The organism is Bacillus cereus group sp. BfR-BA-01356 (assembly GCF_022663635.1).
Classification (GTDB): Bacteria; Bacillota; Bacilli; order Bacillales; family Bacillaceae_G; genus Bacillus_A; species Bacillus_A cereus.
In genome coordinates, this window is sequence record NZ_JAKUFX010000032.1 from 1 (window position 1) to 25,591 (window position 25,591).

Genomic DNA, 25,591 nt, shown 5'->3' on the forward strand with positions numbered 1-25,591 from the left:
TCGTTTATATATAAATCAGCGAGGTAAGGATACTATTCCAGATTTGTTTGTGCGTGTTTATAAGAATGGTGAGAGAAAAAGATTGAACAAGAGTGTATTTAATTATTGGTGCGACATATTTGCTAAGATGCTGAATGAAAAGGAAGGGAAGGAATTTAAAATGAATCCTCACTGTTTCCGTCACAGCAGATTAGACAATTTAAAAGTACAGGGAGTGCCGTTAGAAAAATTAAAATCACTCGCTAATCATTCTGACATTTCCACAACTGAATCTTATTTGAAAGATAGAAGTGAGGAAGATATTGCAGAAATATTTGGAATGGACCCAAGTTATTTTGCAGCGTAAAGGAGCATAATTATGCTCCTTTTTATTTTGAGATGGGGTGATTAAAGTGGAAGGATTACAAGATGTAAAAAATGATGTACAAGAAATGAATCAAGAAATCAAAGAAATAAGGTTTGATATCAAAAGCTTGGAAATGCGTACAACCGGTAACGAGAAAGATATTGATAATATCAATAAACAACTAGATAAAATCAGCGCCAATACTACTTGGATTTTACGACTTGTTTTCGGTGGAATTGTTGGAGCAGCTCTCACTTTCTTTTTGAAGGGAGGTGGTATGTAATGTTTGAAATTACTGTAATGATTGGAATTGTAGTTGGTCTTTCACAGATTGGAAAAACAATTGGATTACAAACAAAATATGTTCCGTTACTAAATTTAACGCTTGGCATTATGCTAGGCGTTTTATTTATGGCCGGAGATATCAAAACAAATGTATTCCAGGGAATCATCATTGGACTATCAGCAAGTGGATTATTTGACCATACAAAAATTATAAAAAAGGATGTTGATGCTAAATGAAAAAGACAATGAAACATATTACTTCGTTCCTTATGATTCTAGTACTTGCTGCTTCTTTTGCTACAAGTGCTTTTGCTGATCGAACACTTATTATTCCTGATTTACCAAAACAACCATACCGTTATGGTGTAGGCGCTTATGAGGGCGTTGTAGCACATTCTACAGCAACTCCAGAAGCTCCAGCTATTAATATTCAAAAATATGAGTCTCGAACATGGAGAAATGCATTTGTTCACTATGCAGTCGATTGGGACGAAACAATCCAAATTGCTGATACAAAATACATTGCTTATGGTGGCGGTCCTGCTGCTAATAAACGATTTGTACATGTAGAGTTATGCGAAACAGCGGACTATACAAAATTCAAACGCAGCTATGACAAATATGTTAAGTTACTAGCTAAAATCTTACGTGACCGTGGGTTATCTGTAGAAAAAGGATTATGGACACATAGTGATGTAACTCATTACCTTGGTGGTACAGATCATGAAGATCCAATTGATTACTTAAAGTCTCACGGCGTTTCAGAAGCTCAATTTAGAGCAGACGTACAACGAGCATACAATAATTCTAGCGTAGATGTTTCTGTACCTGAAAAGCCATCTAAACCAGCAGAAGTACCCACAGCAGTAACAGACGGTATCGCCTATATTGAAGGTTACAACGTTAACTTACGTAAAGGACCAGGTACAAGCTATTCTAAAATTCGTCAACTTAACAAACCAGAATCTTATATTGTGTGGGCGGAAAAGGATGGTTGGTTAAATCTTGGTGGAGATCAGTGGATTAAGAACGATCCATCGTATGTAAAATTTAATAAGAAAAGCACAGTAGATTCTTCTATTGTTGGAAAGCGTGTTGTTTCTAAAGTTAACAATCTACGTTTCTATGATACTCCATCTTGGCAGGATAAAGATGTTGCTGGCTCTGTAGATGCTGGATTAGGATTTACAATTGATGCAAAAGTAAATGTAAATGGTTCACCGCAATATAAAGTACACAATAGCAAAGGTAAAACATACTATATCACAGCAAGTGAAGCTTATGTGTATGTAAAGTAAGTTAAAACAAATGGTGGCGTAGTCTCATTAGTAGTTCATGGAGCATTTATTTTATTTCGAGCTGGAATGGCAGCTAGTATCTATGAGCAAGAAAAATATAGAAAAAAACAAATAAAAAAAGGGTACGTTAATCAAATAACGTATCCTTTTTCTTATAAAATACGAGGTATGTATAGCAATGACCCAATACAATGTTTAAATATATTCATACTTTGTGAGTGACCCCCAAAAAAGGAAGAGTTGCTGTACTCCTTTAAAAAATACCATTTCCGTCATATTCTCCTGTGATTTCCAACTCTGCTTCATGTACAGCTGAATCATCTTCAGGATTTTCTTCATCTACATACTTTCTACACTTTGCATATAACCAAATATTCATAGGACGGTTATTTACAACCTCAAGTTCATCAAAATCAAAGTCCGCATGCCTATCTAAATAATCTTCAATGATTTTTTGTAAATCTTCTTCATTAATCTCTATTTTTCGTTCTACAAATCCTTCTTTGCTATAATATTTGACCGGATATACATCACGCATCGTTTATCTCCTCCTATTTATCTTTATACAAAGGCGGAGCATACCTCATGAGTAGTAAGGATGTGCTCCATTCAGAAAGTGTGCGGTTTAGATAACTCTACTTGGATTGTTGAACAAATAAGAACCGCATATTCATCATAACATACAGTAGGAAAACGAACATTCCCCCTTTTTTTGGGGGGACTTTTGTTAGGCCATCCTAACAAAAATAAAGAGATGAATTATATTAATTATGATAGTAAAATATGTACGCTGAAGTTGGGGTCCAAACTCTTACTTTTTTGCTCATTTATAACCTGTATTTAAGGGGTTTTAATTTTTTAAAATTTGTTAGGGCGGGCTGACACTTTTACCCTAACATTTTTTCATAGTAAAAAAATGTCCAAAAACAAAATAATTACTCCTAATAATAAATAGCTCCGTTTTTAACGGAGCTACATCCAAAAGTCATCATAATGTACATCTTTGTTAGTTAATTTTTTCAATGCTTTTATAATCTTTTGTGCATTTTTCATGGTTGGCGAAAATTTATCTCCTTGGCATACACGACTAATAGTCGATTTACTTACTCCGCTTCTTTCCGCTAATTCCTGTTGAGTAATTTTGTTTTTCTCCAGAAAATTGGAGAGCTTCGACTTTCTCCCTTTACCAGAAATAAGCCATCCCATTTTATCACTCCTGTTTTAAGTTCTTAGTACAAGAGTGGTCAAAGATTTCATTTTTTAAACATCCCGAAAATAGGAATCTTAAACATTATGAAAATCTCCGTTTTAACAAAGATAACTTTTTCCCAGGTTCTGTGGCGTAATGCTGCATGTAGTCAGACATCAAAATGTTAATTAGTTTATCAGCGGTATAACCATGCATAGGAAATGTGTGAGCCATATCCGAAAAAAAGACTTCAATCCTTCTCAATGTCCTTCTATCAATCTTCACGTCAATTGTTCCGTATCGTTCATCGTTTTCATTAAATTCTAATTCATAGTCTGTATAGTGTTTCTTACTCTCTAGAATTTGGTATAGCTGCTCCATACTATTCTTGGATCTTATATGTTCCAGGAAGTCCTCCACGAGTATCTCAGCTAAATCACTTGCATTACATTCATAATCCTCTTCTTCCATATCCTCAATGATAATATTCATCCGGAATAAGTAAATCTTGAGCATCTTTACTTCAAATCGGTATTTCTCTTTTAAGGTCCATTCAATTTTCGTTCGTTCCCACCAACTGTTAGCGCTCATAAGTTGTATTTCTTTAGTCATAACGTCGTATTTACTATACATGCTGTCACCTCACATTGTGCGTAATGCAAAACAAAGGATACGTGTTGCTGCTGCTCGTTGTGACACTCCCCATTCGATTGCTAATTGGACAAGCTTAGAGTGCGCTCCTTGCTCCAATTTCGCGTGAATGTACTTTTTGGTGTCTTTATATTCGTATGCATGTATTTCGCGTATATAATCGATTTTGAGATGTTCTGTGATTAATTTGGACATATATTGTGTGGTGGTTATTCCTTCTTTAAAGGCTGAGGATCTTATTAACTGTCGTTGAATTTCATTTACTGGAATTTTTATATCTTTCTTTTTATCTGATCGGGTTTTACGAGGTTGTTGGTTTGTTATTGTAGTAGATTGTTTTCGTTCGAACATAGGGTTGATTACACTCATGAAGCTCCCCTCTTTCGAAAAATCACCCCTTCCCTCTCTTTTATCTCAGGGCCACTTTTCCAAAATTCCATCATTCCATGAAAAAGCGTTGAGAGAGAGGGAGGAGTGGTATTTTCTTTAAATAATTATTTACCAGCTACCATTATTGATGTTATTAATCAAATCCATAGCATTATCAACAGCATCTTCAGAAGGTTTTTCTTCTACTCCTTCATCGTTCTGTATGCCATGAGTATTTATATTGATTAGTAACTTCTTAACTAATTGAAGTGGATCTTCTTCTCCTGCAACTTCAGCAAGTACCTGGTACATTTCTAATCTCTTTTTAATCTGCTTATTTACGTAACCTTTTTGGCCTTTTCCCTGTTCCTCTAATCGAGTTACAAAGTTATAAAGAACCTTATCGTTATTAGGGTTAAGCTCAATTTGCAGCTTTTTCTTTTGTAAGTTTGTCAAAAACATCACATCCTAAATAGTAGTATCCTAATAGGTTAGCTTCTTGACCATTTTCTAGAACCGCAAATGTAGGGAATTGCTCTTTTTTCTTTTCAATTCGCTTCTGATGTAGAGCAGCCATTCCACCAGTCCATACAATTTTATCGTATACAGCTAAGTTGAACTTCTGAGAAACTTCACGTAGTGCTGCTTCGAAATGGCGTTGTAATTCGGCATCAACCTTTTCTGCTACGTCCTTATGTGTATATAAGTCATATAGAGAGCCGTTGTACTTATAACCATTCTCTAAAATATAATGCATGTTAGAAACGCTTAGATCAGGAGTTTCTCCGATATTATCGCGAACAATTTGTTCAATAGCCATGAATGCTTTCTCACAGCCTAATTCAGTTCCTAAACGATCAATAACAGCATTACCAGACATATCAGTAACATCAAATGTACCAAAACCACCATCGATAATAAGGATACGATCTTCTTTTTTGATAATGTCCTTTTTAACCAGGTAGTATTGTGTTCCTACTGGTTGAGGAATTACTAAACATTCTTTTACCTTAACTGTAATTAATTCACCGTTTACTTTTACTGCCGTTTCTTCCATAGCTACTTTTCGAATTGATTCACGTTGATTACCAAAGTGAGATACTGGAAGTCCTGTAACAAGTAATGGAATAGTAACGTTCTTTTTAAAGTCTTTTGCAATGAATCCGAATAGTTGTTTCTTAAACGTTGGATCTTCGTAACGTTTCGCTTTGTTCTCGCCAAGCGCGCGGATTAATGGAAGCTTTGATTTCCTAGCTTCTTCTCCTATGTAGTATGGGAAGTCAGTGTTTGTTAGTTCAATTTTCGTGAAACTAGCTTCATTGTAATAATCGTCTACAGGAGCCAATACAGATAATTCTGTAATAACATCTGCCTCTAGTGATTTGTTTTTCTTTGAAGCACGCTTTGTAAAGCCATTTCCTAAGTCAATCGCATATGGATTTCCTAATAACATATTCATTCCCCTTTCATTGCCATTGATTAATCATTGGTAATTTTGATTCTAACAGATACTTATGCCTAAATTCAATGAAATATGTCAAAAACAATAAATCATCATTGGTTAATCATTGGACGGTGTGTTGCGAGGTCGTTAGTCTTCGCAATAACCTCGCAAAATCTATAAAAATGAATGTTGCAAAGCAGGGAATCTATAGGCTTGTCCTCCCTAAAATTCGTTGAAATCCCCTATATACTGAGTTTTAAAAATATATAAAAATAGTACGGTGTGTGAAATTTTACACTGTCATTAATTCTCTAGATCCTAAATCAAGCGAATTGAATTTATCTAACGATTCTGTGGCTCCAACAAATTCTAAAATCTTGGGTATTTCAAATTTAGATTGAAAATAAACTGTCTTTGCTCTTGGAACCTTTTGATCACTTTGCAATTTTTTAAATCCAACATTTAATTCATTGTGGAGGACCCGACCAATATTGTTTAATACATCAACTGATCCATGAATTCGTAATCGTGGACGGACTATTATTTTACCTTTTCTTTTTTCTCGAATTGTTCCTAAATCGTGCAATAGTAGAATAAAAGTCTTTACGAATACTATTTCATTAAAATCACCTATCGGAAAAGAACGCTCCTCTTTAGTAACTTGGGACCATCCCATTTCTACTAGCATGTTCACTAAAGGGTGATTTAAGCATACTGCTCCTTCCCAATAAGGTTCATCGCCTCCATATTCGCAATATCTTATAGACCAACTTCTTTCAACTAACTCTGAAAAACGAGCAACAATCCATCTTCTCTGACTTCTTATTGAGAAACTGTCATTTCGTTTGGAACCATATCTCCAGGCGATAGCTAATACTTCTGCAAATTCATCTGTTGTAACAAAGTAATTAAAACGCATTTGTTCTTCTTCAGTAAATTTGAACTTTCTTGGCATATCTATACAGCTCCTTAGTACCTATATGTAGTCAATCTTTTTTATGCTTATTTAATAGTTCATTTAAACGTTTTTGATTTTCCTCTGTTATAGTTTTACGTAATTCAGCAATATCTTGAGGAACAATCGCAAATACAGCTGAAATACTTTCGTCATCTTTATCATTGTTAATTGCTTTCGTAATCGATGGAAAAATTACATTTTTGAATTCTGGTGATAAATCATCCCAGTTTTTTAATTCCCGTTTTTCTGGTGTATAAGAGTGTTCTTCTTGTTCTTCTCTATCTTCTTTAACCCAATCAGGAACCATTTCACTACGTACAGATTTAGATCCTTGTACATTTGCTTTACCTGTTCTAACTTTCTGTTTCTGGCCAAGTTTAGACATCTTTTCTTCCACAACTTTTATAACGTAGTTTTCTGCTGCAGTTAGATCAGTAGTTCCAATTGCTTTACATTTAGATACCACATCGTGAATAGCTTTAATAGTTTTTTGGTTTGTAATCTCTCGTTCTTTAATCTTTTGATTCATTAAATTAAGAATTATAGATTCAGTAACACAAAGAGTATTATTTTCTTCTTCTTCTTCAAAATCTTGAATTACGTTTTGAAGAGACATATTTATTTCTAACTGATTTTCCGTGACGGATTTTTCGGGACTGATTTCACGTGACGGATTTTCAGTTGCGTCAGTTTTATTTTGTTTTTCTGCATCTTTTTTGGCTTGCTTCTTTTTTCTTGCTGCATTATGCACTTCGCCGATATAAGTTTTACTTGTTTCACGAATTCGTTTTAAAGCATAAAGTAAATCCTCATTTACATCCGATACAAATGTTTCTAATTCGTCCTCATCCAATTTTGCAAGTGTTGTAAGTTTTACATCTGAAATTAAAGTAACAGCATCAAATCCGCCTTTACCATTCTTTTGCTCGTGAAATCCATATCCAGCTAAAACTAATTCTTCAATAGCGCCTTTGATCGCATCTCTGCCATCTTTAAAATGCTTATGGAATGTTGTTTTATTAATCTCGTATTCTGGTGGAAGAGCCATAGCGGCGTATAATACACCTTTAGCTTTTGCTGATAACTCTTTATCAAGACCTGCTTTGTTATGTAGTTGGACATAGTTGCTTGTTTTAATGGTTCTAACGTTTGACATAATAAAAAATCCTCCAATTTCCACCCCGCCCAAAAATGGGTATAGGAAAATAGAGGATTGTAGTTCACATTTTTTAAAGTATATGCTATCATAAAAGAAGCAATACAACTTTAAATATGTTTATACAAACCTCGATCTCCAGTTTCTAATTTTCATCGGTTTAGTAGGCGGCCAAACTTACATCAACCTTTGAAAATCTCGTCGGGGTTTTTCTATTTGTTTTTAATTTATATGAAAAATTTACATTTGCAATTTATATATCTACCACTTTATGATAGCAGAACTTTGTTGAAAAAAGAAGAGTAAAAGAGAAGACCGTCAGATAAATGTGGTCTTATCCCTGTCAAGTAGACAGTATTAAAAAGACTAAGCAGCCATCGAGATTCGATATTCTATCGGAGCTCGATGGTTGAGTCGTTTTTGGAAACGTTTATAGTTATAAAAGTAAATATATTCTTCAATTGCTTGTATTAAATCCGCTTCTGTTTTAAAACGATTCAAATACAACATCTCCGATTTAAAATGGGAGAAAAATGACTCGATACAGGCATTATCATGGCAGTTTCCTTTGCGAGAGTGGCTGCCAATGATACCTAAATCTAAAAGTCGTTTGTTGTAGGCATGAGATGTGTACTGGAACCCCTGATCTGAATGGAGAATGGTTCCACGCACATCTCTTTTTTGTGCCAACATTTCAATTGTATCTAATACAAGTTCATTATCATTACGCTTGGAAATTTTCCAAGAAACAACTTCGTTATTATAAATATCTTGTACAACAGAAAGATAGCGGAAGCCCTCTTGAAATCGTAGGTAGGTAATGTCTGTAACAAGTGCTTCATTTTGTTGGCGATTTTTGAATTCACGGTTTAAAACATTTGGAAAAGTATTAGAATAATTCCCTTTAAAGAAGCGACGCTTCTTCCGAATAATAGACTGAATGTTAAGCTCACTCATTAATCGATATACCTTTTTGTGATTTATAAAATAACCCTCTTCTTCTAAAGCAATTTTCATACGTGGATAACCATATTCTTTGTGCTTTAGGTGAATAGATTGAATTACCTTTTTTAATCGTTTATCGGATTCTAGTCGTATGTTGTTCATACTTTTTGTATGAACCCACTTATAGTAACTTGAGCGATGTACACTCGCAAAATTAGTAAGCCATATAACGGGATATTTTCTCTTTAGTAATTCAATGATATGATATCGTTCTTTATATTTTAGTACGCCCCCATTTACAGATTTGGATACTGCTTTTTTAAATATTCAACCTGAGCCTTATAGTAATCACGCTCTTCTTCAACAGTTTTAAAATGAATCCGTTTGCCTTTTAAAGGGTTCGGTATACCTTTCATTTTATTATTTTCCCCACGAGTATCTATAATTTCACCACATTCTTTATATTTTTTTACCCAATTTTTAAGTTGTGTAGAGCTTCTAATCTGATATTTCTCCGTTATCATATTGTAGCTTCCTTCACCGTTTAAATAACTTTGAACAGCTGATAACTTTATCTCATTTGAGTATGTATTAAATGTGGTACCTTTTTTGGCCATGAAAAATCCCCTCCAAGTAATAGTGTAACATCCATGTGTATACATGGTCTTTTTCACACTGTCTACCTAAAGGGGATAATATCAAATGACGGTCTTTTTTGTGGATAACCTTACTTATCCACAAGCTGAATTTGTTATTTCACACCTAAAAGTATTGAGTTGATCCTTTATATTGTAACAATGTATTGTAAATTTTATAAAAAAAGACACCCTAAGGTGTCTTCCTCCGACTTGATAACCACTTTAATTTTAATAATATATGATGGATCACCATACGAATATTATTTTACCATATTCCTCTATTTTATTGTTTGATAAATATGGTATTTACCACATAATATTCTTTCCGCTTGCAACTTTAGCGCCTTGTACGACAATGTTATCAGGGCTAGTTCCTACACCTATTTGTAGATCGTAGTTATCAAATATTTCTCCATAGTAATGTTTTTCAGGTGCTTTTCCACCAGCAAATGCTCCTAAATTACGCACGAAGTTATCTCCGATTTCTTTTGCAGTACTTTTGTTTACTGCTGCATCAACAATAACAGCCATTATAATTTTATTTCCACGAATTTCTATATGTGCGTCACGAACATGTGGGTTTTGGCTAATAGTTTCTAATGCTATTTTTTTAGCATCTTCACTTACCGCCATTTTCGGTGTGTCTGAGATAGACGGAGTAGTACTGCTGTTTGTTTTGGAAGATGGTTCGCTTGCTTTCTGTTTAGCTTCTTTTTCGTCAGATTCAGCGACAAGAGTTTTGAAATCTTTGTCAGATTTATTTTCTGTCTTAATTTCTTGTTTTGGAGTGCTAGAAGCAACTTTATTCTCTTTTTTATCTATAATTCCACTAACAACGGCAACTGTAATAAATAGATATATGGCACTTGCTACAATCATCTTCCACTTTGTGTTAGATCGGAATCCTAATATTTTATTACGTAATTTCCTATGTACTTTCTGGATTTCAATATCAATATTATTTTGAATGAATGATTCAATCTTTTTCCCTTTTTCTTTCACAATAAGTTCAAAGTTTTTGCTAAGTCCTTTGAACTGTAATATTGATTTTATAGCATAATGGTCGATAACTACATTTTCGTAATCAGATATTTGATGAGTAGCAAGGCTAATTACATCATCAATATTTTTGTCATACTCAAACAATTGAATGTGGTCTTTTGTGATAGCTGCATACCCAAATTTATTTTCTTTAAATCCAGCTCTGATGATTATAGGAGTTGTATTGAATTCTTTTTGATATTTCTTAGCTATTGCTTGTTTAGCGAGTTTATCTTCACTAGGTTTCTTTTCTTCCTTTTTCTTTGACATAGTTCTTTATTCCCTCCAAAATATAAGATTTCTCATTCAAGCATAACAAATTCAGTTACAACTATCTTGTCATATTTTGTCGAAAAAGAATTAAAAAAGCCCCTAACAAATTGTTAAGGGCTGCGGAATAGTACCGCAATCTAGGGAGTCGCCCTAGTTGTGGATGATAAACTGCAAACGTTAGCAATGGCATGAGCTTTCGTAGCAGTTAGTCAAAGCGGATTATAACATTTACTTTTGTCGGTTGATACGAGTAAAACATGGTTTGCATTACAATTAATGGATATGTAATATTGCATATTTCCAAATAACCGCATAAAATCAATAGAAACAGTTGAAAATTCACTAATTTCTGACTTTGCAAGAATATTTTACCGCTAGTCTATGTTAAATTCTAAATGTACTATATAATCAAATACAATAATCCAAATAGTTACATTTTTGGGTTATATGTAAAAAGAGAGCGTAATGTTCTCTAAGATGTGAATGCTTCTGATTTTAAATACAAGAGTTTAAAAGGCTATAAATTTTGTCTTTGCATTATCTCTATGGACTTAATCATTTATGAATTTAAAATTGCTTACAAGCGAAAATGAAAGGTGTGATAGCTACATGAAATACTTTTTAATTAGGTAAGTATATTCGACTAAAAGATTGAGCGCTTTCTTTTTAGGTTCTGTATCTAAATCGGATATCTGATCTAAAATAACTTCGAACTGTGGAGGTATCCTATATTTTCTGCCCACTAAGTTATCTAACGAAACGTTGTAAATATTAGCTATTTCTATTAGGGTGTTAAGATCGGGCTCAGCTCGTCCAGCTTCCCAATTTGTATAGGTAGAACGCGCTACATTTAGTCGATAAGCAATATCGCTTTGCGTTAAACCTTGTTTTTTACGCAAGTACATTAATTGTTCTCCTAACAATGGTTACACCGCCCTCTTTAATCTTCGATAATTATAGTCGAAATCGAGGGGGTTATTACATATATTTAAATAAAACGATTATAAATTAAACATTAAATAATTTTATGTTGTTAAATACAACAATATACAAAAAATAAGAACAAAAGTTCGTAATCGTGGTAAAATATTGATATAGGTTCGAAAAACAACGAAATGCATAATTGCATATTTCATTCTGTTTAACTTTAGAAACGTTGTTGTATAGCGGTTCTCCAACTTTCTCAATAGTTTTCAGACTATTATGCGACAGAATTTTGGGAAATTTGTGGTATTATGAAAACAATAAAAAACGGAACGAAAAAAAGACTCACAGCGTGTGTAAAAGTGATTTGGCCCACTCTTACACCGTTCGCCCGACTCACGAGGGGAACATCTGCCATAAGTCTCTTTTCGGTCACTACACGAGTAACATTTACATTATAACATGCCGATATTACTAAATCATTACTGTGGTATTATTTTTCCTTTAAAAAGTTGAGAAAACGAGCGAAGTCTTTGTTCCAATGGGAGGAGCAAAAGGGATGCAAGAAAGTACAATAGTAAAAACAAAAGAGCAAACTATGAAGGGCTTATTAAAAAAAATCAATGATGATTTATTCGCATCTAAAATTACTAACTGTGAGTTAGCTTTGTATTTAGGAATAGCTCAAAGTACCTTATCAAGCATACTAAATGGAAAAACAGAAATTAGTTTTATTTATCTAGTAAAGATCATCATGAAACTGTATGATAAATCTTTTGTATCAATGGAAGAACAGATGATATCCGACTATTTAGCATTTGCAAAACCGGAAAATAAACGGGAAGCTTTTGAATATGCTGCATTTCAAAGACAATTCGATTCTTTGAAAGAACTTATAGAGTCAGAAAAAAATTCTCCAACAATCGCAAACAAAGAGTGCGCGAAGGTTTATGATATTATATATACACATTTTAAAGTTAATGAAAAATATGAACCGGCAGATTTTTATGATGATCTTGAATCGTGTAAAAATGAAATTACAACAAATGAGATGAAAATTCTAATTGGTATTTTGATGTGCCAAGCTTTATACCAAATGAAAGAATATAAAAGGTTATTCAAGCGTATAACTCCTATCGAAATTAAAGTTAAAAAAATATTTAACAATTACAAACGTGATAGTTACTTAGCGAGAATTAAAGAGGGTTTAATTGTAACTTATATGATGCAAAATAAAGTTGATTTGGCACGTGTTATTTGTAATGATCTATTAGAAATTTGCGACAAAAATCCTGCCTTTATAATTCAAAAAGCCAATTCTTTATACAATATCGGAGAGTCTTTTTTATTTGAAAGTTATTCAAGAGCGAAATTTCATCTTGAACAATCACTTTTAATTCTGGAAAAAAATTTCTCTGAAGGTGATAAAGACATAGAAAGAAAGAAGAGAAGAATAAAAAGCACAATCACTTTCTTGAAGATTCATCATTACCGAGACTTAGATACATTGCCTGATATTTTGGATGATGATGATCAAGCCTATTTAGAATTTAAGAGAGGTAACTATCAAGCGTCAGAGTCTATTTTACTGAAAATGAAAGAAACACAAGGTTATCTTAATGAGTTTCAGACACTCTTCTTAGGTTTAGCAAGAAATGACCGAGAATTAATCGAAATCTCACATAGAATGTTTATCGAAAAAAAGAGCTTTTTTTATGCAAATCTCGCTAAAATATACTTGGGTTAATATTCAAAAAATGGTATAATAATCTTATATGAAAGAGGTGAATTGATTGAAGAAATACTTAATAATTCTCCCAATATTAGCTTTTGTGGGTATGATTACTTTTAATATTAATTACGAGATAGATCAAAAAGAATATACAATTTCTGAGCCTAAAGTTGCTATGATGTCCGAACCCGGTGGCGGAGGCTGGTAAAATTTAATATAAAATGTAGAGTTGCGATTATCCAAAAGGGGTAATCGCATTTCTTGATTTTAGAGGGCGTTCGAAGTTTATTGTGAAAAACTAACTTCGAAAGTATGTGAATGATTCACAAACTATAAAGATTACATTGGAGGATTTAGGGATGGAGAAATTAGAGAACAAAACTGTAGTAGATAAATTCGGGGACGTACTAAAAGAAGTAATGAACAGTGCTGAGAAAGGGGATTCAGTATCTTTTGATATACTAACAGAAATAAAAAAAGCGGTTGGTAGCAACTAAAGCTATCAATCGCCGGATATCTTAACTAAGTTAGTAATAAGATCTAAAAGTTCTTTTTGCTTCTCAGGTGATTTTGTTTTAACTTGCATCATAAGTTTTTCCCATTCGTCTTTTGCAGCGACGTCAGGGTTCTTCTCATCTGATTCGCCTAGTACATAAGAAACAGATACGTTAGCAAGTTTTGCAATTTCTAAGCTCATCTTTTTAGATGGGCATTTTGTACTCTCTTCATTTTCCCACATCGAAACAGCTGATCTACTCTGTATCCCTAAAGCTTCAGCAAATTCCCTTTGACTAAGTCGCAGTATGTCAGTTCTTATTTCTTTCACACGTCTACTAATTAATTTGTAATCCATACTTTATATTCCCCTTAATATTTATTGGTAATTTTTATTTACTAACACTAAAAATAATTATATAAATACATTTCCTATATCTTAAATTTAACAAATATGTTCTCAAAATGACAACAATTTTAAAAACTTTTATTTTTTATAATTTTGTGGTTCTCAAAAAGAGACCCATGTGATATACTCAATTTAACGAAATGAACAAAGGGTGATACCGAATGAAATTAAACACTGAAAAGATCAGAGAACTTAGACTTTCTAAAGGTTTCACACAGATTGAAGTAGCTGAAACAATAGGTTACACAAATAGGAATTCATATTCTCAAGTAGAAACAGGAAAACGTGAACCTAACTTACATAGATTGTCTTTGTTAGCTAATCTGTATGAAGTAACCATCGATGAATTGATGAAGTAGTATATTTTTTTGACTTATAGGTCTCAAAAAGAGACGTCTCAAAAAACGAATGATGAGGAGAGTAAAATGGATCAATTAGCAGCAGTAAATGAAACGCCAGTACATGCTGAGTTAGTATTTGAAGTTAATGGAAAGGCAGTAACAAATAGTTTAACGATTGCTGAGGTGTTTTGTAAAAATCACGCTGACGTACTAAGAGATATTAGAAAACAAATGGAATATGCAGGTTACGAATTTTCACTAAGCAATTTTGCGGAGCGAACTTATGAGAACAGAGGACGTTATTATCCGAAAATTGATATGACAGAAGAAGCCTTTACATTAGTTGTTATGAGTTACAACACAAGAGAAGCTGTTCAAATAAAGATTAAGTTTATTCAAGAGTTTAAAAGGATGCAAGAATATATTCGCAGCAAACCTAAAGCGATGAACGCAAAAGAAAGTATCCTGGCCAATATGAAAATGACTATTGAGTTAAATGGAGAAATCGATAGTTTGAAAAAAGATGTAGAGAAAATGAGAAGTGATATAGATAAACGTATCACGCTTGATTATGGACAGCAGCAAGTAATTAGAAACGCTGTAAACAAACGAGTGCATAAGCTATGGGAAGAAAACAAGATAGATAAGGAATTGTACGTTACTACAAGAAAAGTGTACTCCGCTTTATGGAAAAACTTAAAAGATGCTTACCAAGTGAATGCTTATCCTAATATACTTCAAAAAGATTTTGGGGAAGCTCTCAGTTTTATAGAAGGATGGCGTCCGTTATTTAACGGTAGTAAAACCGCTTAGGAGGAAGAAAGATGATTGACTTAAATTCATTTGCTAATGGAGCTTTAGCAGAACAATTTAACAGTGAGTTTCAAAAAGTAATGGAAAATATGTCGGATATTAATACCGATCCAAAAAAGGCAAGAAAAATTGTCATTACATTATCGATTACAGGTAATGACAAACGTGATGTGTGCGCATGTAAAGTACAAACTAAATCGACTCTAGTACCAGCGGATGAAGTTGAGTCAAAAATCTTAATTAATCATGATGATAGTGGCAATGTAATTGGACAAGAACTGCTTTCCGGAGTTAAAGGCCAGATGTTTATTAGTACAGAAGGAGAAGTATTAGACCATGTAGGAGAGAGGGTTCAATAAAATGGACATTGTCTTAGTTGAGAGTACCAGTGCCGTTTGTATTTTTGGTTTAGGACTTGGATTACTAGCATTAGCAGCATACAAAGGCGGCAGCTACATCGAGCGAAAACTCGATGCAGCTGATCGCAAACAAGAACAGGAAGTGAATGTAATTGGGACTAAGAGACAGAGTGCTTCCTGAGCATGTACAAAGAGCTGAACTCTTAGAGGGGAAGCTTCGGGAATATATGATGAATCGTAAGTTATTACTCTCTCAATGTGAAAGAGCAATGAATTATGGTGAGTTTACAGCTGCTCAAGAATTAAAAACACTATGTGACAAGCAATCTAGTGAAGCAGTTGCGATTGAATCGGAACTTATGGATCTGTACATGAAAAAGCAGAAAAGTGATCAACAGAATAAAACTAAAGAAAGAAGTGAAGTTTTGAAGGTTGCTAAGCATCTAGAAAAGGTTAGTGGAAGTTCGAAGATAGTAGAAGAAATCAAAAAAAGTGTATAAAAAACTACCCATTTGCGAGATGGGTAGTTAAGAAAGAATTTACATTTGCAATTATAACACATTAGTACACATAAACGCACTAGCGGCCATGCAATAAGTGCGTTAAATATAAGCGATTAAAAATTAAAGGTTGGGAGATGAAATTTATGTTCAGTGCGTTGTTTGACAATAGCGAATGGTGCGATATTTGCGGTGATGTAATACCAGAATCCGATGTCACAAATATGCATATTGAGGGATGCGAAAAAACGTTATGTAAATCCTGTCGAGGTGAGATAGAAACCAAATTAAAAGTGGTAGATGTCAATGTTTTAGTAGATATGTTAAAGGCGTTAATTACCAAATATGGACGTGATAAGGTTCGTCAGTTTGATCTAATTAAGGCAGAACAGTATGTGAAAGAAAATAACATTACTTTAAGCATAGAAAAGCGTGGTGGGCAATTTAACCAAGAAAAATTAGGTGAATTTGTCTCGCTCTCTACAAAAGAAATACTAACAATTATAACACTTTTACAAAGGAAGATCGGAACTCATTTATGGATGAATGCAGTTATCGGCTCAGTATTAGAACGTGGATTCACTGCAACACTGCAAATGCAGTTAGAAGGTGAGCACCATGACGGAACAACTGACACTGTTACTGAATGATTCTATAAAACAACCAGATATATTGGAAAGTTCTCCTTTTGATATAAAGAAGGCGAATGTAAAACAAAGGCGAGGATTGTCAAGCTTTGTAGATGTCATGGCTATTATTCCATGCGATGTCCGGAGCGCGGACGAGCTGCCGTGCTCTACAAAACAGGATAATCACTTTGATATGTACATGGATTATGTCACTGCTATATGGCGTTATAAGAGAAGCAAAGACGAAAATTTTCATTGGGATTCCGCAGAAAGGATTTGCTGCGCGGCAAGGGAGTCGCAAGAGCCACAGCAGATAAGAATCTATTTAGATAGTGGATTTAGACCGCAATATGTAACTAAATATCTTAAATAACGAAAGGATGTTAATTACTATGGAAGCTGAATTTAAAAGTATTCTTGATGCAGTAAGAGCAATCAAAATAGGGATGAAAACTTTAGAATATTGGGATGATATCTATTTAATTGCTAACAAGAAAGAAGAAATTTATGCAGTATGTGATGATCCTGGACAATTTATAAAGAACGGTTGGAGTAATTGTGGAAAGAATGAAGATCCAAGTGAATATGCGAAAGAATTCAAGGTATTCCAGTACCAACATATAGACAGAGTACGGGGAGTTAGTAAGAACGGTTTTTATCAGTTAGTTAAATTTAATAATAAGAAACATGAATATGCTCGTAAGGAAATGGATGTTCAATTTGAACAAAGTGTAGATTTTTGGGTTTAGTAAAAATTAAGGAGGAATTAAATATGAAAATGACTGTAGTGGATATAAATGTAACGGAAATTATTATGCCACCATTTAAAGCGGGAGAATGGGTAGCATTTGAAGGTAAAGACTACACAATGTTTGCAGAAGTAGAGGATTTCGCTATTAATGCTTGGGGCGGTCGTATTGTGGTATATGGAACTTGGGGTAATGAATCGGTTATGAGCGTAGGAGATAAAGGCTGGCAGTTTGCTGATCAATGCCGGAAAGCAACAGAGGATGAGCAGTATTGGGAAGAGCGCCGCAGAATATTTGCTGTTAAAGGTAGAAGAAACAACGAATTCCATCCTGGTGACTTCGTTAGTAACGATAAACGGGTTTTAACTGTACAACATCAAGATCCTGAATCGGGACTTGTGGCCGTACTAGTTAACAATTCAGACGAGAGGTTCCAAATAGATCCTAAAGAACTAGAAATCTACTTTTTCGCAGAAGATATGGCGGGTTAATCCATTATGGATAAGGATACATTAATTGTTTTTGTAATATTCAGTCTTATTATAGCTATAGCAATTAGGGTATTCGATAAGATTCAAAAGTAAACAGCAGGTGAACAAAGCAATTGGAGAAACAGAGGATAATAAATCGATTAATAGATTTGAAGTGTTATAGGCTCAGAGACCGTCAATTGTGGGAATTGGACGAGCTAGAATTGACGGTCTTGCTAATCGTTATAAATATAAAACAATTAAAGGGGATAAATAATATGAGATTTGAAATTACTTGCTTATGTGGAATGAATATACTGGCTAGTTTGGTTGAAAAAGAATTTGAAAATGAAGGTCCAGTTGCATCTGTATTGCCAATTATCGCGACTGAAGATAACGGAATCGGCGGAATCATGGTAAGCGCAGAAGAAAAAGCTATTCATGTAAAATGCACGAATTGCAACAAAACAGCGCGCTTCTTGCTAGAAGTACCTTTAGAGATGATTAATCAAGAAGAAACAGAAATGGATTGGTCGAAAGTTTCTTTTGCTGAACAGGAGGGAAACTAATGGCTGCTGCTCCTACATACAAGTATCATATTTCAACAGTTTTCCCGCAGTGGAGATGTGATCATATTGTTTTTAAGGAAAGTGAAGAGAAAGCAAAATACCACTATTATAAACAATTTAAAAAGCAGCATTTTATTGAAATGCCTTATGAACAATTTGAAAGATTCATATCTTGTAAGTATTTAGGAGTAGTAGATATTAGTACACTTTTTGGACAAGAAGCGCCATTTCGGAAAATGTGTAACTACAGAAGAATACCATTTGCTAAACGCGGGATGCGTGTCGAAGTACAGGGAAGAATGGGGACGATCGTGGGGAATTGTAAAAATGATTTGTACGTTATTTTAGATGGTAATCCGGATAAGTTCCGATTTAATCCATATTGGGAAATTGCTTATTTTAATGAAAAAGGTGACATCATTAAAGATTATCGTAAAGGAGTGTATGCACAATGAGACATGTAACTAACTTGCATATTATTACTAAAGAAGAAACGAACCAAACATTTGATATTAGTGAATTAATAGAAATGCAAAAGGAACTTGATAGACGTATTGGTTATAAAGGTAATGACAAATTAGACATGTTGTTTCGTGCGTTGTTAGTTGAGATTGGTGAGGCATGGAATGAAACGAGAGCGTTCAAAATGTGGAGTGTAGGGTTTGGGACCCCTAAAGATGGATTATTAGTGGAATTAGTTGATGGATTCCATTTTCTCATGAACATTGTAATTGAACTAGATCGTTATACCTTAAAGCGCAGAATCGTAGCAATGTTTCGCGAGCAATACATTATGAAGAAAAATATATTAAGCGTAAACATGCTGTTTGAATGGTATATGCAGGATATTTTAACTGCTAAACGTGCGTGGTGCCAGTATAGAGATTTAAACGTAACTCTAACACATTTGCATAAGGCTTTCGGTATTTTCTTCCGTCTGTGTTATTTGTATGGGTACAAATTTGAAGATATTGTACAAGCCTACAAAGATAAAAATAAGGAGAACTCTGAACGTCAGGCGATCGGATATTGAGTAAAGAGGAGGATGGGTTTTATGAAATCGCCATATGATTATTATATTACGCCAGATGAATATAAAAGAGCAGAAAAGAACGGGATTAGTAGATGTACATTAAATGGTAGAGTTCGTGTTTCCATGTGGGATAAAGAAAAAGCAATTACAGAGCCGTTAACGCATAAGGATAGTCAATGGTCAAGATGGAAAGAAGTTGCGAAAAAACATGGGGTTGGTTACCAAACGTACTATCATCGAGTGAAGAGAGGTTTGGAACCATTTGATGCTGCTACAAGGCCAGTTATGGAGAAGGAACAGATTTTTCAAAAAGGAAGGACAGCACAAGCGCACAAACGAGTATTTACGGATGAAGAGTTAAGAATAGCTACTTCAAACGGGATTCAATATCAAACTGCACTTTATAGATATAGAAAAGGTGGATGGAACAAAGAAGATGCGATTACTAAACCGCCTTTATCGCTAATGGAATGTATGAGAAGGGCGAGAGAAAAATCCAGTTGGGAAAGAATTCATTTCGGGAGAGGTCTCGACATTTTAGTTGAATGGAAAAAGGTAAGTTCGAGTTGAACCTGAGCTTAAAGTCAGACCAAATTTGAATTTTATAGAAAATGAAAAGATACCCTAACTATGGCAAGAGAATCATAGCTAAGGTATCTTATCGTGATATGCATATGGAATATGCGTATCGGGGCATTTGTTGAATGAATGGAAGTTTATCCAACACATTTATAATAACATGAAATTTCTGATAACAGACCTGGTAAAACTGTCCAAAAAATACTTCGGAAAAATTATTTTATCTAAGGTGCAAGTTTATCGAATACAACCAAAGCGTTATTTGAATAGAAAGGGAGAGATGTAGAATGCCTACAGGTTATACAAGTGATATTTATGAAGGTCAAGAGGTTTCTGGTAAGGACTTTGTTCTGAAATGTGCACGAGCATTTGGTGCGTTAGTTCAAATGAGGGACGAGCCGTTAAACACGCCAATACCAGATGAACTCAAACCAACTTCTTATCATTTAGAAAGCATCAAGCAAGATGAAGAACAGTTAAAAAATTATAGAAATATGTCATTAGAAGAAGCGGAAAAACAAGCTGAGAACGACTACTTATTAAGTGTCAGTAATGCTCATGAACAACGAAAAAGAGCATTAGAGATGAAAGCCAGGTATGAGAAAACATTGAATGAAGTAAAAGCTTGGAGTATTCCTTCTTCTGAACATAAAGAGTTAAAAGAATTCGCTATAAAACAGCTAGAAGAAAGTATTCAATGGGATTGTAATTTAAAGTTTTGTGATCCGGATTCGGTAGTTAAATTGAGTCCTGAAGAATGGCTTGAAAGAAAAATTGCAATGTGCGAAAAAAACATTAAATATCACCGTGAAGAACACGAAAAGGAACTTGAGCGTGTAAACTTACGAAATAAATGGATTAAACAACTTAGGGATAGTCTAGAAAACTAAACAAAATTCTTATTTTAAAACGAAGGAGAGAATGGGCGATGGAAGAAACTAAATTTAGAGGTAAATGTGAAGGGAATTGGATGTATGGAAGCTATGCTAAAACAGGAGTGGGATTACACTATATTGTTCCTCAAAATTTAATTTCAAATCAATTACTTGGTTATGTTGTAGATAAAAAATCGGTAGGACAATATACAGGTTTGAAAGATAAACATAGCAAGGAAATTTTCGAAGGTGACAGTGATGGATTTTACATTGTAAAAAAAGGAGAATTTCCAGTTAGGTGTCATGAAACATGCAAAATTATCGATAGAGCATATGGTTGGTATTTAGATCCGATAGATAAATCAACGGAGCCTTCTAGTTGGGAAATACCTTTGAATGATTTCTACGTAAACAGACTGGATGCATTTGATAAAAATATTTATGACAATCCAGAGCTACTAGAAAACTAAACAAAATCTTTATTTTGATTGGAGAAGAAAAAATGAAATCCACTATTGAAGGATTGATGATTATTCTCTTGATTATATTGTTTGCGATTGGACAGGTTTTAAATAATTAAACCAAATCGTTCATTTGGGTGGAAGTGAGGTGTAGGGGATGGAACTAGTTTTTTTGATAGTTATCTTCATTGTACTGGGCCAAATTGTTTGTACAAAGATGGATTTAAAACACTTAGAAAAACGTTTAGACATTTATAAGGAAATGCTGGATATACAAAATGAAAAGATTGATGACTTATGGAGATATATTAATAAATGTTAATTAGTGGGAAAATTTAAAAAGAAGGACCCACGTTGAGGGGGTGGGTCCTTTTAATGAAGCTAGGCATATATACTAAGCATATAGAGATTAACTGTATATTACCAAAAATGGATTGAGATTTCTATGTGTTAATTGTTGAGAAATAATTTATAAAAGTTTCATTTTGTAGAAAATCAACAAAATAAAACGAGCACTTGTGCCAGAGTGCCCGTTTTATAAGATGACGTCATTTATTATGTTATGTTTGTGAGTCATGAACAATTAAATGAGTCGAAAAGTAAGGTTCGAAATAGTCTATTCATCTATTGGTAAATGGGTGCTTGTACTAAAAAAGCAGTTAGCAAAAAGCTAACTGCTATTAAAAAGAAGTGAAGAAATACAAGGGAGGATTATTTGAGTTCCGGCTTATCGCCCATGTATAGTATGTGCTATGTATGAAAGGATATTCAGATTTGCAAAAAATAAAAAGAGCACCTTCGAACAGTGCTCTTTCCCGGAAGTGCATATTGCATGGACTTGCAAGAGGTTTTTAAGGAATAAAATGAATAAGCTCGCTCCTGCAAGGAAGAAGCCATACAATAACATATGAAAACGTCGTCGCAGGAGTGACAATGAAAGTATTTAAAACGCAACAAAATAATCCTTTTAATAGAAAGTGAGGTGAATACATGGATAAGATATATGCATTTCAGATTGCAACAACGGCGGGCTTATTAGCCATGATTACGCTCAATATTATAACAGGTCAAGAAGTAAGAGCATCCTCAATAGTTGTAGCGGCATTTTGTTGTGTAGGAATGTTCAAATTTAATCCGTTATTTAGAGAAATAATTGATAAATATAGAAAGTGAGGTTAAAAGAATGGCTAATCGTAAGAAGCAAAAAATCAGAAAATATATTCAACGTCGAGTTAAACAATTCGAAAAACAAAGAGTGGATGCAGCATGGATAAATATATTTAAAAAACGTGGAGTTATTTAGTGGAAAGAGAGGGAACAGCATGGGTTACGGAAATAGAGGAATGGCTTTTGAATTGCTGTTAAACAATACGTGTCGAATGTATAAGTCAGCGAATGTAGGAGTATTCAATAAACGTCCTACGCCGATAAAAGTTATAAAAACAGATAAGAAAGGTAATATTCTCAAAAGTGCTTGGAGCAGTAAATCTACAGTAGATTACGACGGTGTATATAAGGGAAGAGCAGTATATTTCGAAGCTAAGTCTACAAAGGAAACTACTAATTTTCCATTAGACAAAATAAGCAGACATCAAATCGATTATTTAAAGGACACTTTAGAACATGGAGCGATATGTTTCTTCTTAATAGAATTCAGAACAGATCATATTATTTATTTCGTCCCTATTTCATTAGTAGCAGAATATTATGAAGCTATGCTATATGATGGTGGCCGTAAATCCATTCCAAGAAAAGCATTTGAGGAACGTGCATATATAGTAGAACAAACAAACCGTGCACCAGTAGATTACCTGTATTATGTTGATAAATTAGAATGGCCAAGTATTAGTTAAATTAATAGAAGGTGAAGATATGAATGCTAAAGAGGCGCGTATCCAAATTCTAAATAAACAGGATAAGCATTGTAAAAATTGTGAGTATCGGTATCAGCAATTGGATCATTGTAGTTCAAATTGCACTATAGGGAAAGAAATAATAAAACTAGGTGTATTTCTAGGTGGCAAAGAAGAAGCGCAAAAGCGAAAAAGGAAGACGAAAGAAGAATGGGATAGAATTTGTGTGAAAGCTGCAGCTATGAGAGAGGATGGAATGACATACACATCTATAGCTAAATTCTTTGGTATGGCAGAGGGGAAAAGAGTAGCGGAGCAGCTGAAAAAAAGAGGGTTAATTTAAAATTTCACATACCGTATTAAAATAATAAATAAAAAAATAAAAGTATTAGTCCGCATTCAGAGGACGTTGATTGTATATAGGAAAAATTCATTTCCTATATACAATTCAGCGTCCTCTTTTTATATAAAAGGAGGAACCTGGCTGATGAAAAAATTAATGCAGCAGTATATAGAGACAAGAAAAGAATTAGAAAATTCTAAGGTAGGTGCAACAGAAAAGGATATAAGTATTATCAATGGAATGATTAGTGATATTAATTACGCTCTAGAATGGATGCGTACTGCTAAACAGCCAGGGAAAAAAAGAGGGATTGAACGTAGGGCGGCGTATGAACGTGAGAAACCATGCGACCCATTATTAATGCAAAGATATGTGCGTAGTACTGTAATGCCAGTATATGAATGGGATACAGCAGCAAAAGAAAGTGTTATCTCTGAATGGGACCGTATGCAGTTAGAAGATGCATTATCAACTTTAACAAATAGAGAAAAGGAAATATATGTAATGTCTAGAGGTCATGGTTTAACAATGGAAAAAATATCTAATTATTTAGGAGTGAAAAAAACTACTATTCAAAATCATTTAGAAAGAGCAGATAAGAAGATTGGAAAAAGATTAAATGAAAGTATTTTCTGCATGCTTTAATTTTTTTCTGCGAAAAATGTCGAAATTTGTGGTACAAATGCCCCCTATATATGAAAGGTTACCGAGACCTGTTCCGGTGGTATCTGTTTTGGGTGACCCGGTGTTTGCTCGTATATAGATTCTATAGGAACGTTTTTTTCAATACACAATGTGCGATGGGATGTTGCGAATCTCATTGTTACAAATCATTTAATTATGGAGGTGATTCTCATGTAGTAAGGAATAAAAATCCTGCCACCTATTAAAAAAAGGCGTCGGAAGAAGTGCAAGCGTCTTGATATAAATCCTTTATAATTCGATAGCGGTCAGCGAAGGCCATGCGACAGCCGAAGTATTGACCATTCCTATTCAGAGAGAGGACTATTCTTAGTCTTCTTTCAGTCACTGAACGTAAAGCGCGTAGCTAAGAATACGGAAATGCAGTGGCTGAGAGAATGTTAAGAGTGATCTTGACATTCGATTCACATAGACATATCCCCTATGTTCGAACGTGAATTTCTCCCATCCCCTTTAATATTTTTATAAGCCGTAAAAGAGCCGTCATTTCGTTGATGGCTTCTTTTATTTTGTAGGATATTCTTCTTTTCTGTCGAATAGATAGAGTGGGAGAGGAGGGGATTGTATGAAAGTAAGCGAGTTAATAAAACATCTACAAGAAATCCCTAATAAAGATGCTGATGTATTAGTTCAATATATCATTGCTGCTAAAAAATCAGATAAAGTGATTCCTGGGATGGCTAAAGTAGACAAAATATTAATACCTGCAGACGGCAAATACAATTCGGTTTGTATTTCTGCTGGAGCAATTGAAGAAGATATTTAAGAGAAGGCATCCATAACGGGTGCTTTTTTCTTTGTTATATAGAAATTACACATTAAACGTAGATTTGAACAAAATGGACATTTTATATTAATAATAAAAACTAATATTTCTACATAAGAATCTGTACCAAAAAAATCTTTTTGGTACAGATTCTTATTTTAGTTTTGTAAGTGGCTCCAAAAAGAAGGAATCGTTGCCGTACCCCTTGGAGAGATTAACAAATAAGTTTTCTGGTTTAGCGAGTGGAGGAATAATCTCAGCTGGTACTGTTCGAACGAGACATTTTTGATTAAACCAATAGCAATTATCGTAGGCGCTTCCGTGATCTGGGTGGCGTCTTGTTTGTTGTTAAGGAAAGATAAGCGCAAACGTGTTGCATGTTACAAAACAAACGAA

At 34.1% G+C, this 25,591-nt stretch carries 40 protein-coding genes; 28 read left to right on the plus strand and 12 right to left on the minus strand.

What is annotated here, in order from left to right:
- The 4 genes from MR168_RS13435 to MR168_RS13450 all read left to right on the plus strand — a co-directional run.
- A partial coding sequence (locus tag MR168_RS13435; RefSeq protein ID WP_242291346.1) for a site-specific integrase occupies positions 1-346 on the plus strand: 346 nt, incomplete at its 5' end.
- Positions 347-392: 46 nt separating this feature from the next.
- On the plus strand, positions 393-629 hold the full coding sequence (locus tag MR168_RS13440) for a hemolysin XhlA family protein (RefSeq protein ID WP_242291347.1): 237 nt from the start codon (positions 393-395) through the stop codon (positions 627-629).
- The gene (locus tag MR168_RS13445) at positions 629-868 is read left to right on the plus strand and encodes a holin (protein WP_242291348.1); all 240 of its coding nucleotides are present in this window, start codon (positions 629-631) and stop codon (positions 866-868) included. The genes MR168_RS13440 and MR168_RS13445 overlap by 1 nt, the downstream gene beginning before the upstream one ends.
- A complete protein-coding gene (locus tag MR168_RS13450; RefSeq protein WP_242291349.1) occupies positions 865-1,929 on the plus strand; it encodes an N-acetylmuramoyl-L-alanine amidase in 1,065 nt (354 codons plus the stop codon). The genes MR168_RS13445 and MR168_RS13450 overlap by 4 nt, the downstream gene beginning before the upstream one ends.
- Before the next feature lie 253 nt (positions 1,930-2,182).
- Here MR168_RS13450 and MR168_RS13455 read toward each other — a convergent pair whose 3' ends face one another.
- From MR168_RS13455 to MR168_RS13505, 11 genes are all read right to left on the minus strand, one after another.
- Positions 2,183-2,467: a hypothetical protein gene (locus MR168_RS13455; protein WP_086395338.1), complete on the minus strand. Its 285-nt coding sequence runs from the start codon at positions 2,465-2,467 to the stop codon at positions 2,183-2,185.
- 434 nt (positions 2,468-2,901) lie between these two features.
- Positions 2,902-3,135 (minus strand): helix-turn-helix transcriptional regulator, encoded by a 234-nt coding sequence (locus MR168_RS13460; RefSeq protein ID WP_000539769.1) that lies wholly within the window; start codon positions 3,133-3,135, stop codon positions 2,902-2,904.
- Between the two features lie 85 nt (positions 3,136-3,220).
- Positions 3,221-3,751: a hypothetical protein gene (locus tag MR168_RS13465; RefSeq protein ID WP_242291350.1), complete on the minus strand. Its 531-nt coding sequence runs from the start codon at positions 3,749-3,751 to the stop codon at positions 3,221-3,223.
- A gap of 9 nt (positions 3,752-3,760) precedes the next feature.
- Positions 3,761-4,138 (minus strand): hypothetical protein, encoded by a 378-nt coding sequence (locus MR168_RS13470; protein WP_242291351.1) that lies wholly within the window; start codon positions 4,136-4,138, stop codon positions 3,761-3,763.
- Positions 4,139-4,267: 129 nt separating this feature from the next.
- Positions 4,268-4,600 (minus strand): peptidylprolyl isomerase, encoded by a 333-nt coding sequence (locus MR168_RS13475; protein WP_242291352.1) that lies wholly within the window; start codon positions 4,598-4,600, stop codon positions 4,268-4,270.
- Entirely contained in the window at positions 4,560-5,591 is a 1,032-nt protein-coding gene (locus MR168_RS13480) for a ParM/StbA family protein (RefSeq protein WP_242291353.1), read from the minus strand. Before MR168_RS13480 ends, MR168_RS13475 begins: the two co-directional genes overlap by 41 nt.
- Before the next feature lie 283 nt (positions 5,592-5,874).
- Positions 5,875-6,537, minus strand: a complete 663-nt coding sequence (locus MR168_RS13485) for a hypothetical protein (protein ID WP_242291354.1) — start codon at positions 6,535-6,537, stop codon at positions 5,875-5,877.
- A 31-nt stretch (positions 6,538-6,568) separates the two neighbouring features.
- Positions 6,569-7,696: a hypothetical protein gene (locus MR168_RS13490; RefSeq protein WP_242291355.1), complete on the minus strand. Its 1,128-nt coding sequence runs from the start codon at positions 7,694-7,696 to the stop codon at positions 6,569-6,571.
- Positions 7,697-8,062: 366 nt separating this feature from the next.
- Positions 8,063-9,258 (minus strand): IS3 family transposase gene (locus tag MR168_RS13495; protein WP_374050075.1). Its coding sequence is split into 2 segments (ribosomal slippage): positions 8,063-8,964 and positions 8,964-9,258, totalling 1,197 coding nucleotides; the frame shifts between segments, so codons are not numbered across the junction.
- 327 nt (positions 9,259-9,585) lie between these two features.
- The gene (locus tag MR168_RS13500; protein ID WP_242291356.1) at positions 9,586-10,590 is read right to left on the minus strand and encodes a hypothetical protein; all 1,005 of its coding nucleotides are present in this window, start codon (positions 10,588-10,590) and stop codon (positions 9,586-9,588) included.
- A gap of 608 nt (positions 10,591-11,198) precedes the next feature.
- Entirely contained in the window at positions 11,199-11,516 is a 318-nt protein-coding gene (locus MR168_RS13505) for a helix-turn-helix domain-containing protein (RefSeq protein WP_173479947.1), read from the minus strand.
- A gap of 560 nt (positions 11,517-12,076) precedes the next feature.
- On the opposite strand from MR168_RS13505, the gene MR168_RS13510 reads away from it, so the two are divergent.
- The 3 genes from MR168_RS13510 to MR168_RS13520 all read left to right on the plus strand — a co-directional run bounded on the left by MR168_RS13510 (position 12,077) and on the right by MR168_RS13520 (position 13,746).
- On the plus strand, positions 12,077-13,264 hold the full coding sequence (locus MR168_RS13510; RefSeq protein ID WP_242291388.1) for an AimR family lysis-lysogeny pheromone receptor: 1,188 nt from the start codon (positions 12,077-12,079) through the stop codon (positions 13,262-13,264).
- 46 nt (positions 13,265-13,310) lie between these two features.
- A complete protein-coding gene (locus tag MR168_RS13515) occupies positions 13,311-13,457 on the plus strand; it encodes a hypothetical protein (protein ID WP_179191702.1) in 147 nt (48 codons plus the stop codon).
- A 151-nt stretch (positions 13,458-13,608) separates the two neighbouring features.
- Positions 13,609-13,746 carry a hypothetical protein gene (locus tag MR168_RS13520; RefSeq protein ID WP_242291357.1) on the plus strand — a complete coding sequence of 46 codons (138 nt, stop codon included), beginning with the start codon at positions 13,609-13,611 and terminating at the stop codon, positions 13,744-13,746.
- Between the two features lie 5 nt (positions 13,747-13,751).
- On the opposite strand, the gene MR168_RS13525 is transcribed toward MR168_RS13520, so the two are convergent.
- On the minus strand, positions 13,752-14,102 hold the full coding sequence (locus tag MR168_RS13525) for a helix-turn-helix domain-containing protein (RefSeq protein ID WP_242291358.1): 351 nt from the start codon (positions 14,100-14,102) through the stop codon (positions 13,752-13,754).
- 212 nt (positions 14,103-14,314) lie between these two features.
- On the opposite strand from MR168_RS13525, the gene MR168_RS13530 reads away from it, so the two are divergent.
- The 21 genes from MR168_RS13530 (at position 14,315) to MR168_RS13630 (ending at position 25,195) form a co-directional block, all read left to right on the plus strand.
- Positions 14,315-14,512 (plus strand): helix-turn-helix domain-containing protein, encoded by a 198-nt coding sequence (locus tag MR168_RS13530; protein ID WP_016090392.1) that lies wholly within the window; start codon positions 14,315-14,317, stop codon positions 14,510-14,512.
- 66 nt (positions 14,513-14,578) lie between these two features.
- Complete coding sequence (locus tag MR168_RS13535; RefSeq protein WP_242291359.1) at positions 14,579-15,307, plus strand: Rha family transcriptional regulator; 729 nt, start codon at positions 14,579-14,581, stop codon at positions 15,305-15,307.
- Between the two features lie 11 nt (positions 15,308-15,318).
- Positions 15,319-15,666, plus strand: coding sequence for a hypothetical protein (locus MR168_RS13540; RefSeq protein ID WP_024086094.1), 348 nt, complete (start codon positions 15,319-15,321; stop codon positions 15,664-15,666).
- A 1-nt stretch (position 15,667) separates the two neighbouring features.
- Entirely contained in the window at positions 15,668-15,847 is a 180-nt protein-coding gene (locus MR168_RS13545) for a hypothetical protein (protein ID WP_242291360.1), read from the plus strand.
- A complete protein-coding gene (locus MR168_RS13550; RefSeq protein ID WP_282093716.1) occupies positions 15,819-16,166 on the plus strand; it encodes a hypothetical protein in 348 nt (115 codons plus the stop codon). The genes MR168_RS13545 and MR168_RS13550 overlap by 29 nt, the downstream gene beginning before the upstream one ends.
- A 146-nt stretch (positions 16,167-16,312) precedes the next feature.
- A complete protein-coding gene (locus tag MR168_RS13555; RefSeq protein WP_242291362.1) occupies positions 16,313-16,816 on the plus strand; it encodes a hypothetical protein in 504 nt (167 codons plus the stop codon).
- The gene (locus MR168_RS13560) at positions 16,785-17,168 is read left to right on the plus strand and encodes a cell division protein SepF (protein WP_242291363.1); all 384 of its coding nucleotides are present in this window, start codon (positions 16,785-16,787) and stop codon (positions 17,166-17,168) included. The genes MR168_RS13555 and MR168_RS13560 overlap by 32 nt, the downstream gene beginning before the upstream one ends.
- 19 nt (positions 17,169-17,187) lie before the next feature.
- The gene (locus MR168_RS13565) at positions 17,188-17,544 is read left to right on the plus strand and encodes a hypothetical protein (RefSeq protein WP_242291364.1); all 357 of its coding nucleotides are present in this window, start codon (positions 17,188-17,190) and stop codon (positions 17,542-17,544) included.
- 23 nt (positions 17,545-17,567) lie between these two features.
- A complete protein-coding gene (locus MR168_RS13570) occupies positions 17,568-18,035 on the plus strand; it encodes a hypothetical protein (RefSeq protein ID WP_242291365.1) in 468 nt (155 codons plus the stop codon).
- 257 nt (positions 18,036-18,292) lie between these two features.
- Positions 18,293-18,583 (plus strand): hypothetical protein, encoded by a 291-nt coding sequence (locus MR168_RS13575; protein WP_242291366.1) that lies wholly within the window; start codon positions 18,293-18,295, stop codon positions 18,581-18,583.
- Positions 18,583-19,038, plus strand: a complete 456-nt coding sequence (locus MR168_RS13580) for a hypothetical protein (RefSeq protein ID WP_242291367.1) — start codon at positions 18,583-18,585, stop codon at positions 19,036-19,038. The genes MR168_RS13575 and MR168_RS13580 overlap by 1 nt, the downstream gene beginning before the upstream one ends.
- Positions 19,035-19,616: a dUTP diphosphatase gene (locus tag MR168_RS13585; protein ID WP_242291368.1), complete on the plus strand. Its 582-nt coding sequence runs from the start codon at positions 19,035-19,037 to the stop codon at positions 19,614-19,616. Before MR168_RS13580 ends, MR168_RS13585 begins: the two co-directional genes overlap by 4 nt.
- A gap of 21 nt (positions 19,617-19,637) precedes the next feature.
- Positions 19,638-20,186: a hypothetical protein gene (locus tag MR168_RS13590; protein ID WP_242291369.1), complete on the plus strand. Its 549-nt coding sequence runs from the start codon at positions 19,638-19,640 to the stop codon at positions 20,184-20,186.
- A 296-nt stretch (positions 20,187-20,482) separates the two neighbouring features.
- Positions 20,483-21,085 (plus strand): hypothetical protein, encoded by a 603-nt coding sequence (locus MR168_RS13595; protein WP_060852462.1) that lies wholly within the window; start codon positions 20,483-20,485, stop codon positions 21,083-21,085.
- Between the two features lie 38 nt (positions 21,086-21,123).
- Positions 21,124-21,540: a YopX family protein gene (locus MR168_RS13600; protein ID WP_228492124.1), complete on the plus strand. Its 417-nt coding sequence runs from the start codon at positions 21,124-21,126 to the stop codon at positions 21,538-21,540.
- A 981-nt stretch (positions 21,541-22,521) separates the two neighbouring features.
- Entirely contained in the window at positions 22,522-22,704 is a 183-nt protein-coding gene (locus MR168_RS13605) for a hypothetical protein (protein WP_242291370.1), read from the plus strand.
- 10 nt (positions 22,705-22,714) lie between these two features.
- Positions 22,715-22,834, plus strand: coding sequence for a DUF3983 domain-containing protein (locus MR168_RS13610; RefSeq protein WP_179191707.1), 120 nt, complete (start codon positions 22,715-22,717; stop codon positions 22,832-22,834).
- A 19-nt stretch (positions 22,835-22,853) separates the two neighbouring features.
- Positions 22,854-23,384: a Holliday junction resolvase RecU gene (locus MR168_RS13615; protein ID WP_242291371.1), complete on the plus strand. Its 531-nt coding sequence runs from the start codon at positions 22,854-22,856 to the stop codon at positions 23,382-23,384.
- A gap of 19 nt (positions 23,385-23,403) precedes the next feature.
- Positions 23,404-23,727, plus strand: a complete 324-nt coding sequence (locus tag MR168_RS13620; protein ID WP_086395367.1) for a hypothetical protein — start codon at positions 23,404-23,406, stop codon at positions 23,725-23,727.
- 144 nt (positions 23,728-23,871) lie between these two features.
- Positions 23,872-24,372, plus strand: a complete 501-nt coding sequence (locus MR168_RS13625; protein ID WP_242291372.1) for a sigma-70 family RNA polymerase sigma factor — start codon at positions 23,872-23,874, stop codon at positions 24,370-24,372.
- A 622-nt stretch (positions 24,373-24,994) separates the two neighbouring features.
- On the plus strand, positions 24,995-25,195 hold the full coding sequence (locus tag MR168_RS13630) for a hypothetical protein (RefSeq protein ID WP_000868466.1): 201 nt from the start codon (positions 24,995-24,997) through the stop codon (positions 25,193-25,195).
- Positions 25,196-25,591: the final 396 nt, after the last annotated feature.

Excerpts from the sequence above, each read along its gene's own strand:
- MR168_RS13445 (WP_242291348.1), top strand. The coding sequence starts at position 629 with ATGTTTGAAATTACTGTAATGATTGGAATTGTAGTTGGTCTTTCACAG.
- MR168_RS13450 (WP_242291349.1), top strand. The coding sequence starts at position 865 with ATGAAAAAGACAATGAAACATATTACTTCGTTCCTTATGATTCTAGTA.
- MR168_RS13455 (WP_086395338.1), bottom strand. The coding sequence starts at position 2,467 with ATGCGTGATGTATATCCGGTCAAATATTATAGCAAAGAAGGATTTGTA.
- MR168_RS13460 (WP_000539769.1), bottom strand. The coding sequence starts at position 3,135 with ATGGGATGGCTTATTTCTGGTAAAGGGAGAAAGTCGAAGCTCTCCAAT.
- MR168_RS13465 (WP_242291350.1), bottom strand. The coding sequence starts at position 3,751 with ATGTATAGTAAATACGACGTTATGACTAAAGAAATACAACTTATGAGC.
- MR168_RS13470 (WP_242291351.1), bottom strand. The coding sequence starts at position 4,138 with ATGAGTGTAATCAACCCTATGTTCGAACGAAAACAATCTACTACAATA.
- MR168_RS13475 (WP_242291352.1), bottom strand. The coding sequence starts at position 4,600 with ATGTTTTTGACAAACTTACAAAAGAAAAAGCTGCAAATTGAGCTTAAC.
- MR168_RS13480 (WP_242291353.1), bottom strand. The coding sequence starts at position 5,591 with ATGTTATTAGGAAATCCATATGCGATTGACTTAGGAAATGGCTTTACA.
- MR168_RS13485 (WP_242291354.1), bottom strand. The coding sequence starts at position 6,537 with ATGCCAAGAAAGTTCAAATTTACTGAAGAAGAACAAATGCGTTTTAAT.
- MR168_RS13490 (WP_242291355.1), bottom strand. The coding sequence starts at position 7,696 with ATGTCAAACGTTAGAACCATTAAAACAAGCAACTATGTCCAACTACAT.
- MR168_RS13500 (WP_242291356.1), bottom strand. The coding sequence starts at position 10,590 with ATGTCAAAGAAAAAGGAAGAAAAGAAACCTAGTGAAGATAAACTCGCT.
- MR168_RS13510 (WP_242291388.1), top strand. The coding sequence starts at position 12,077 with ATGCAAGAAAGTACAATAGTAAAAACAAAAGAGCAAACTATGAAGGGC.
- MR168_RS13520 (WP_242291357.1), top strand. The coding sequence starts at position 13,609 with ATGGAGAAATTAGAGAACAAAACTGTAGTAGATAAATTCGGGGACGTA.
- MR168_RS13525 (WP_242291358.1), bottom strand. The coding sequence starts at position 14,102 with ATGGATTACAAATTAATTAGTAGACGTGTGAAAGAAATAAGAACTGAC.
- MR168_RS13530 (WP_016090392.1), top strand. The coding sequence starts at position 14,315 with ATGAAATTAAACACTGAAAAGATCAGAGAACTTAGACTTTCTAAAGGT.
- MR168_RS13535 (WP_242291359.1), top strand. The coding sequence starts at position 14,579 with ATGGATCAATTAGCAGCAGTAAATGAAACGCCAGTACATGCTGAGTTA.
- MR168_RS13540 (WP_024086094.1), top strand. The coding sequence starts at position 15,319 with ATGATTGACTTAAATTCATTTGCTAATGGAGCTTTAGCAGAACAATTT.
- MR168_RS13545 (WP_242291360.1), top strand. The coding sequence starts at position 15,668 with ATGGACATTGTCTTAGTTGAGAGTACCAGTGCCGTTTGTATTTTTGGT.
- MR168_RS13555 (WP_242291362.1), top strand. The coding sequence starts at position 16,313 with ATGTTCAGTGCGTTGTTTGACAATAGCGAATGGTGCGATATTTGCGGT.
- MR168_RS13560 (WP_242291363.1), top strand. The coding sequence starts at position 16,785 with ATGACGGAACAACTGACACTGTTACTGAATGATTCTATAAAACAACCA.
- MR168_RS13565 (WP_242291364.1), top strand. The coding sequence starts at position 17,188 with ATGGAAGCTGAATTTAAAAGTATTCTTGATGCAGTAAGAGCAATCAAA.
- MR168_RS13570 (WP_242291365.1), top strand. The coding sequence starts at position 17,568 with ATGAAAATGACTGTAGTGGATATAAATGTAACGGAAATTATTATGCCA.
- MR168_RS13575 (WP_242291366.1), top strand. The coding sequence starts at position 18,293 with ATGAGATTTGAAATTACTTGCTTATGTGGAATGAATATACTGGCTAGT.
- MR168_RS13580 (WP_242291367.1), top strand. The coding sequence starts at position 18,583 with ATGGCTGCTGCTCCTACATACAAGTATCATATTTCAACAGTTTTCCCG.
- MR168_RS13585 (WP_242291368.1), top strand. The coding sequence starts at position 19,035 with ATGAGACATGTAACTAACTTGCATATTATTACTAAAGAAGAAACGAAC.
- MR168_RS13590 (WP_242291369.1), top strand. The coding sequence starts at position 19,638 with ATGAAATCGCCATATGATTATTATATTACGCCAGATGAATATAAAAGA.
- MR168_RS13595 (WP_060852462.1), top strand. The coding sequence starts at position 20,483 with ATGCCTACAGGTTATACAAGTGATATTTATGAAGGTCAAGAGGTTTCT.
- MR168_RS13600 (WP_228492124.1), top strand. The coding sequence starts at position 21,124 with ATGGAAGAAACTAAATTTAGAGGTAAATGTGAAGGGAATTGGATGTAT.
- MR168_RS13605 (WP_242291370.1), top strand. The coding sequence starts at position 22,522 with ATGGATAAGATATATGCATTTCAGATTGCAACAACGGCGGGCTTATTA.
- MR168_RS13610 (WP_179191707.1), top strand. The coding sequence starts at position 22,715 with ATGGCTAATCGTAAGAAGCAAAAAATCAGAAAATATATTCAACGTCGA.
- MR168_RS13615 (WP_242291371.1), top strand. The coding sequence starts at position 22,854 with ATGGGTTACGGAAATAGAGGAATGGCTTTTGAATTGCTGTTAAACAAT.
- MR168_RS13620 (WP_086395367.1), top strand. The coding sequence starts at position 23,404 with ATGAATGCTAAAGAGGCGCGTATCCAAATTCTAAATAAACAGGATAAG.
- MR168_RS13625 (WP_242291372.1), top strand. The coding sequence starts at position 23,872 with ATGAAAAAATTAATGCAGCAGTATATAGAGACAAGAAAAGAATTAGAA.
- MR168_RS13630 (WP_000868466.1), top strand. The coding sequence starts at position 24,995 with ATGAAAGTAAGCGAGTTAATAAAACATCTACAAGAAATCCCTAATAAA.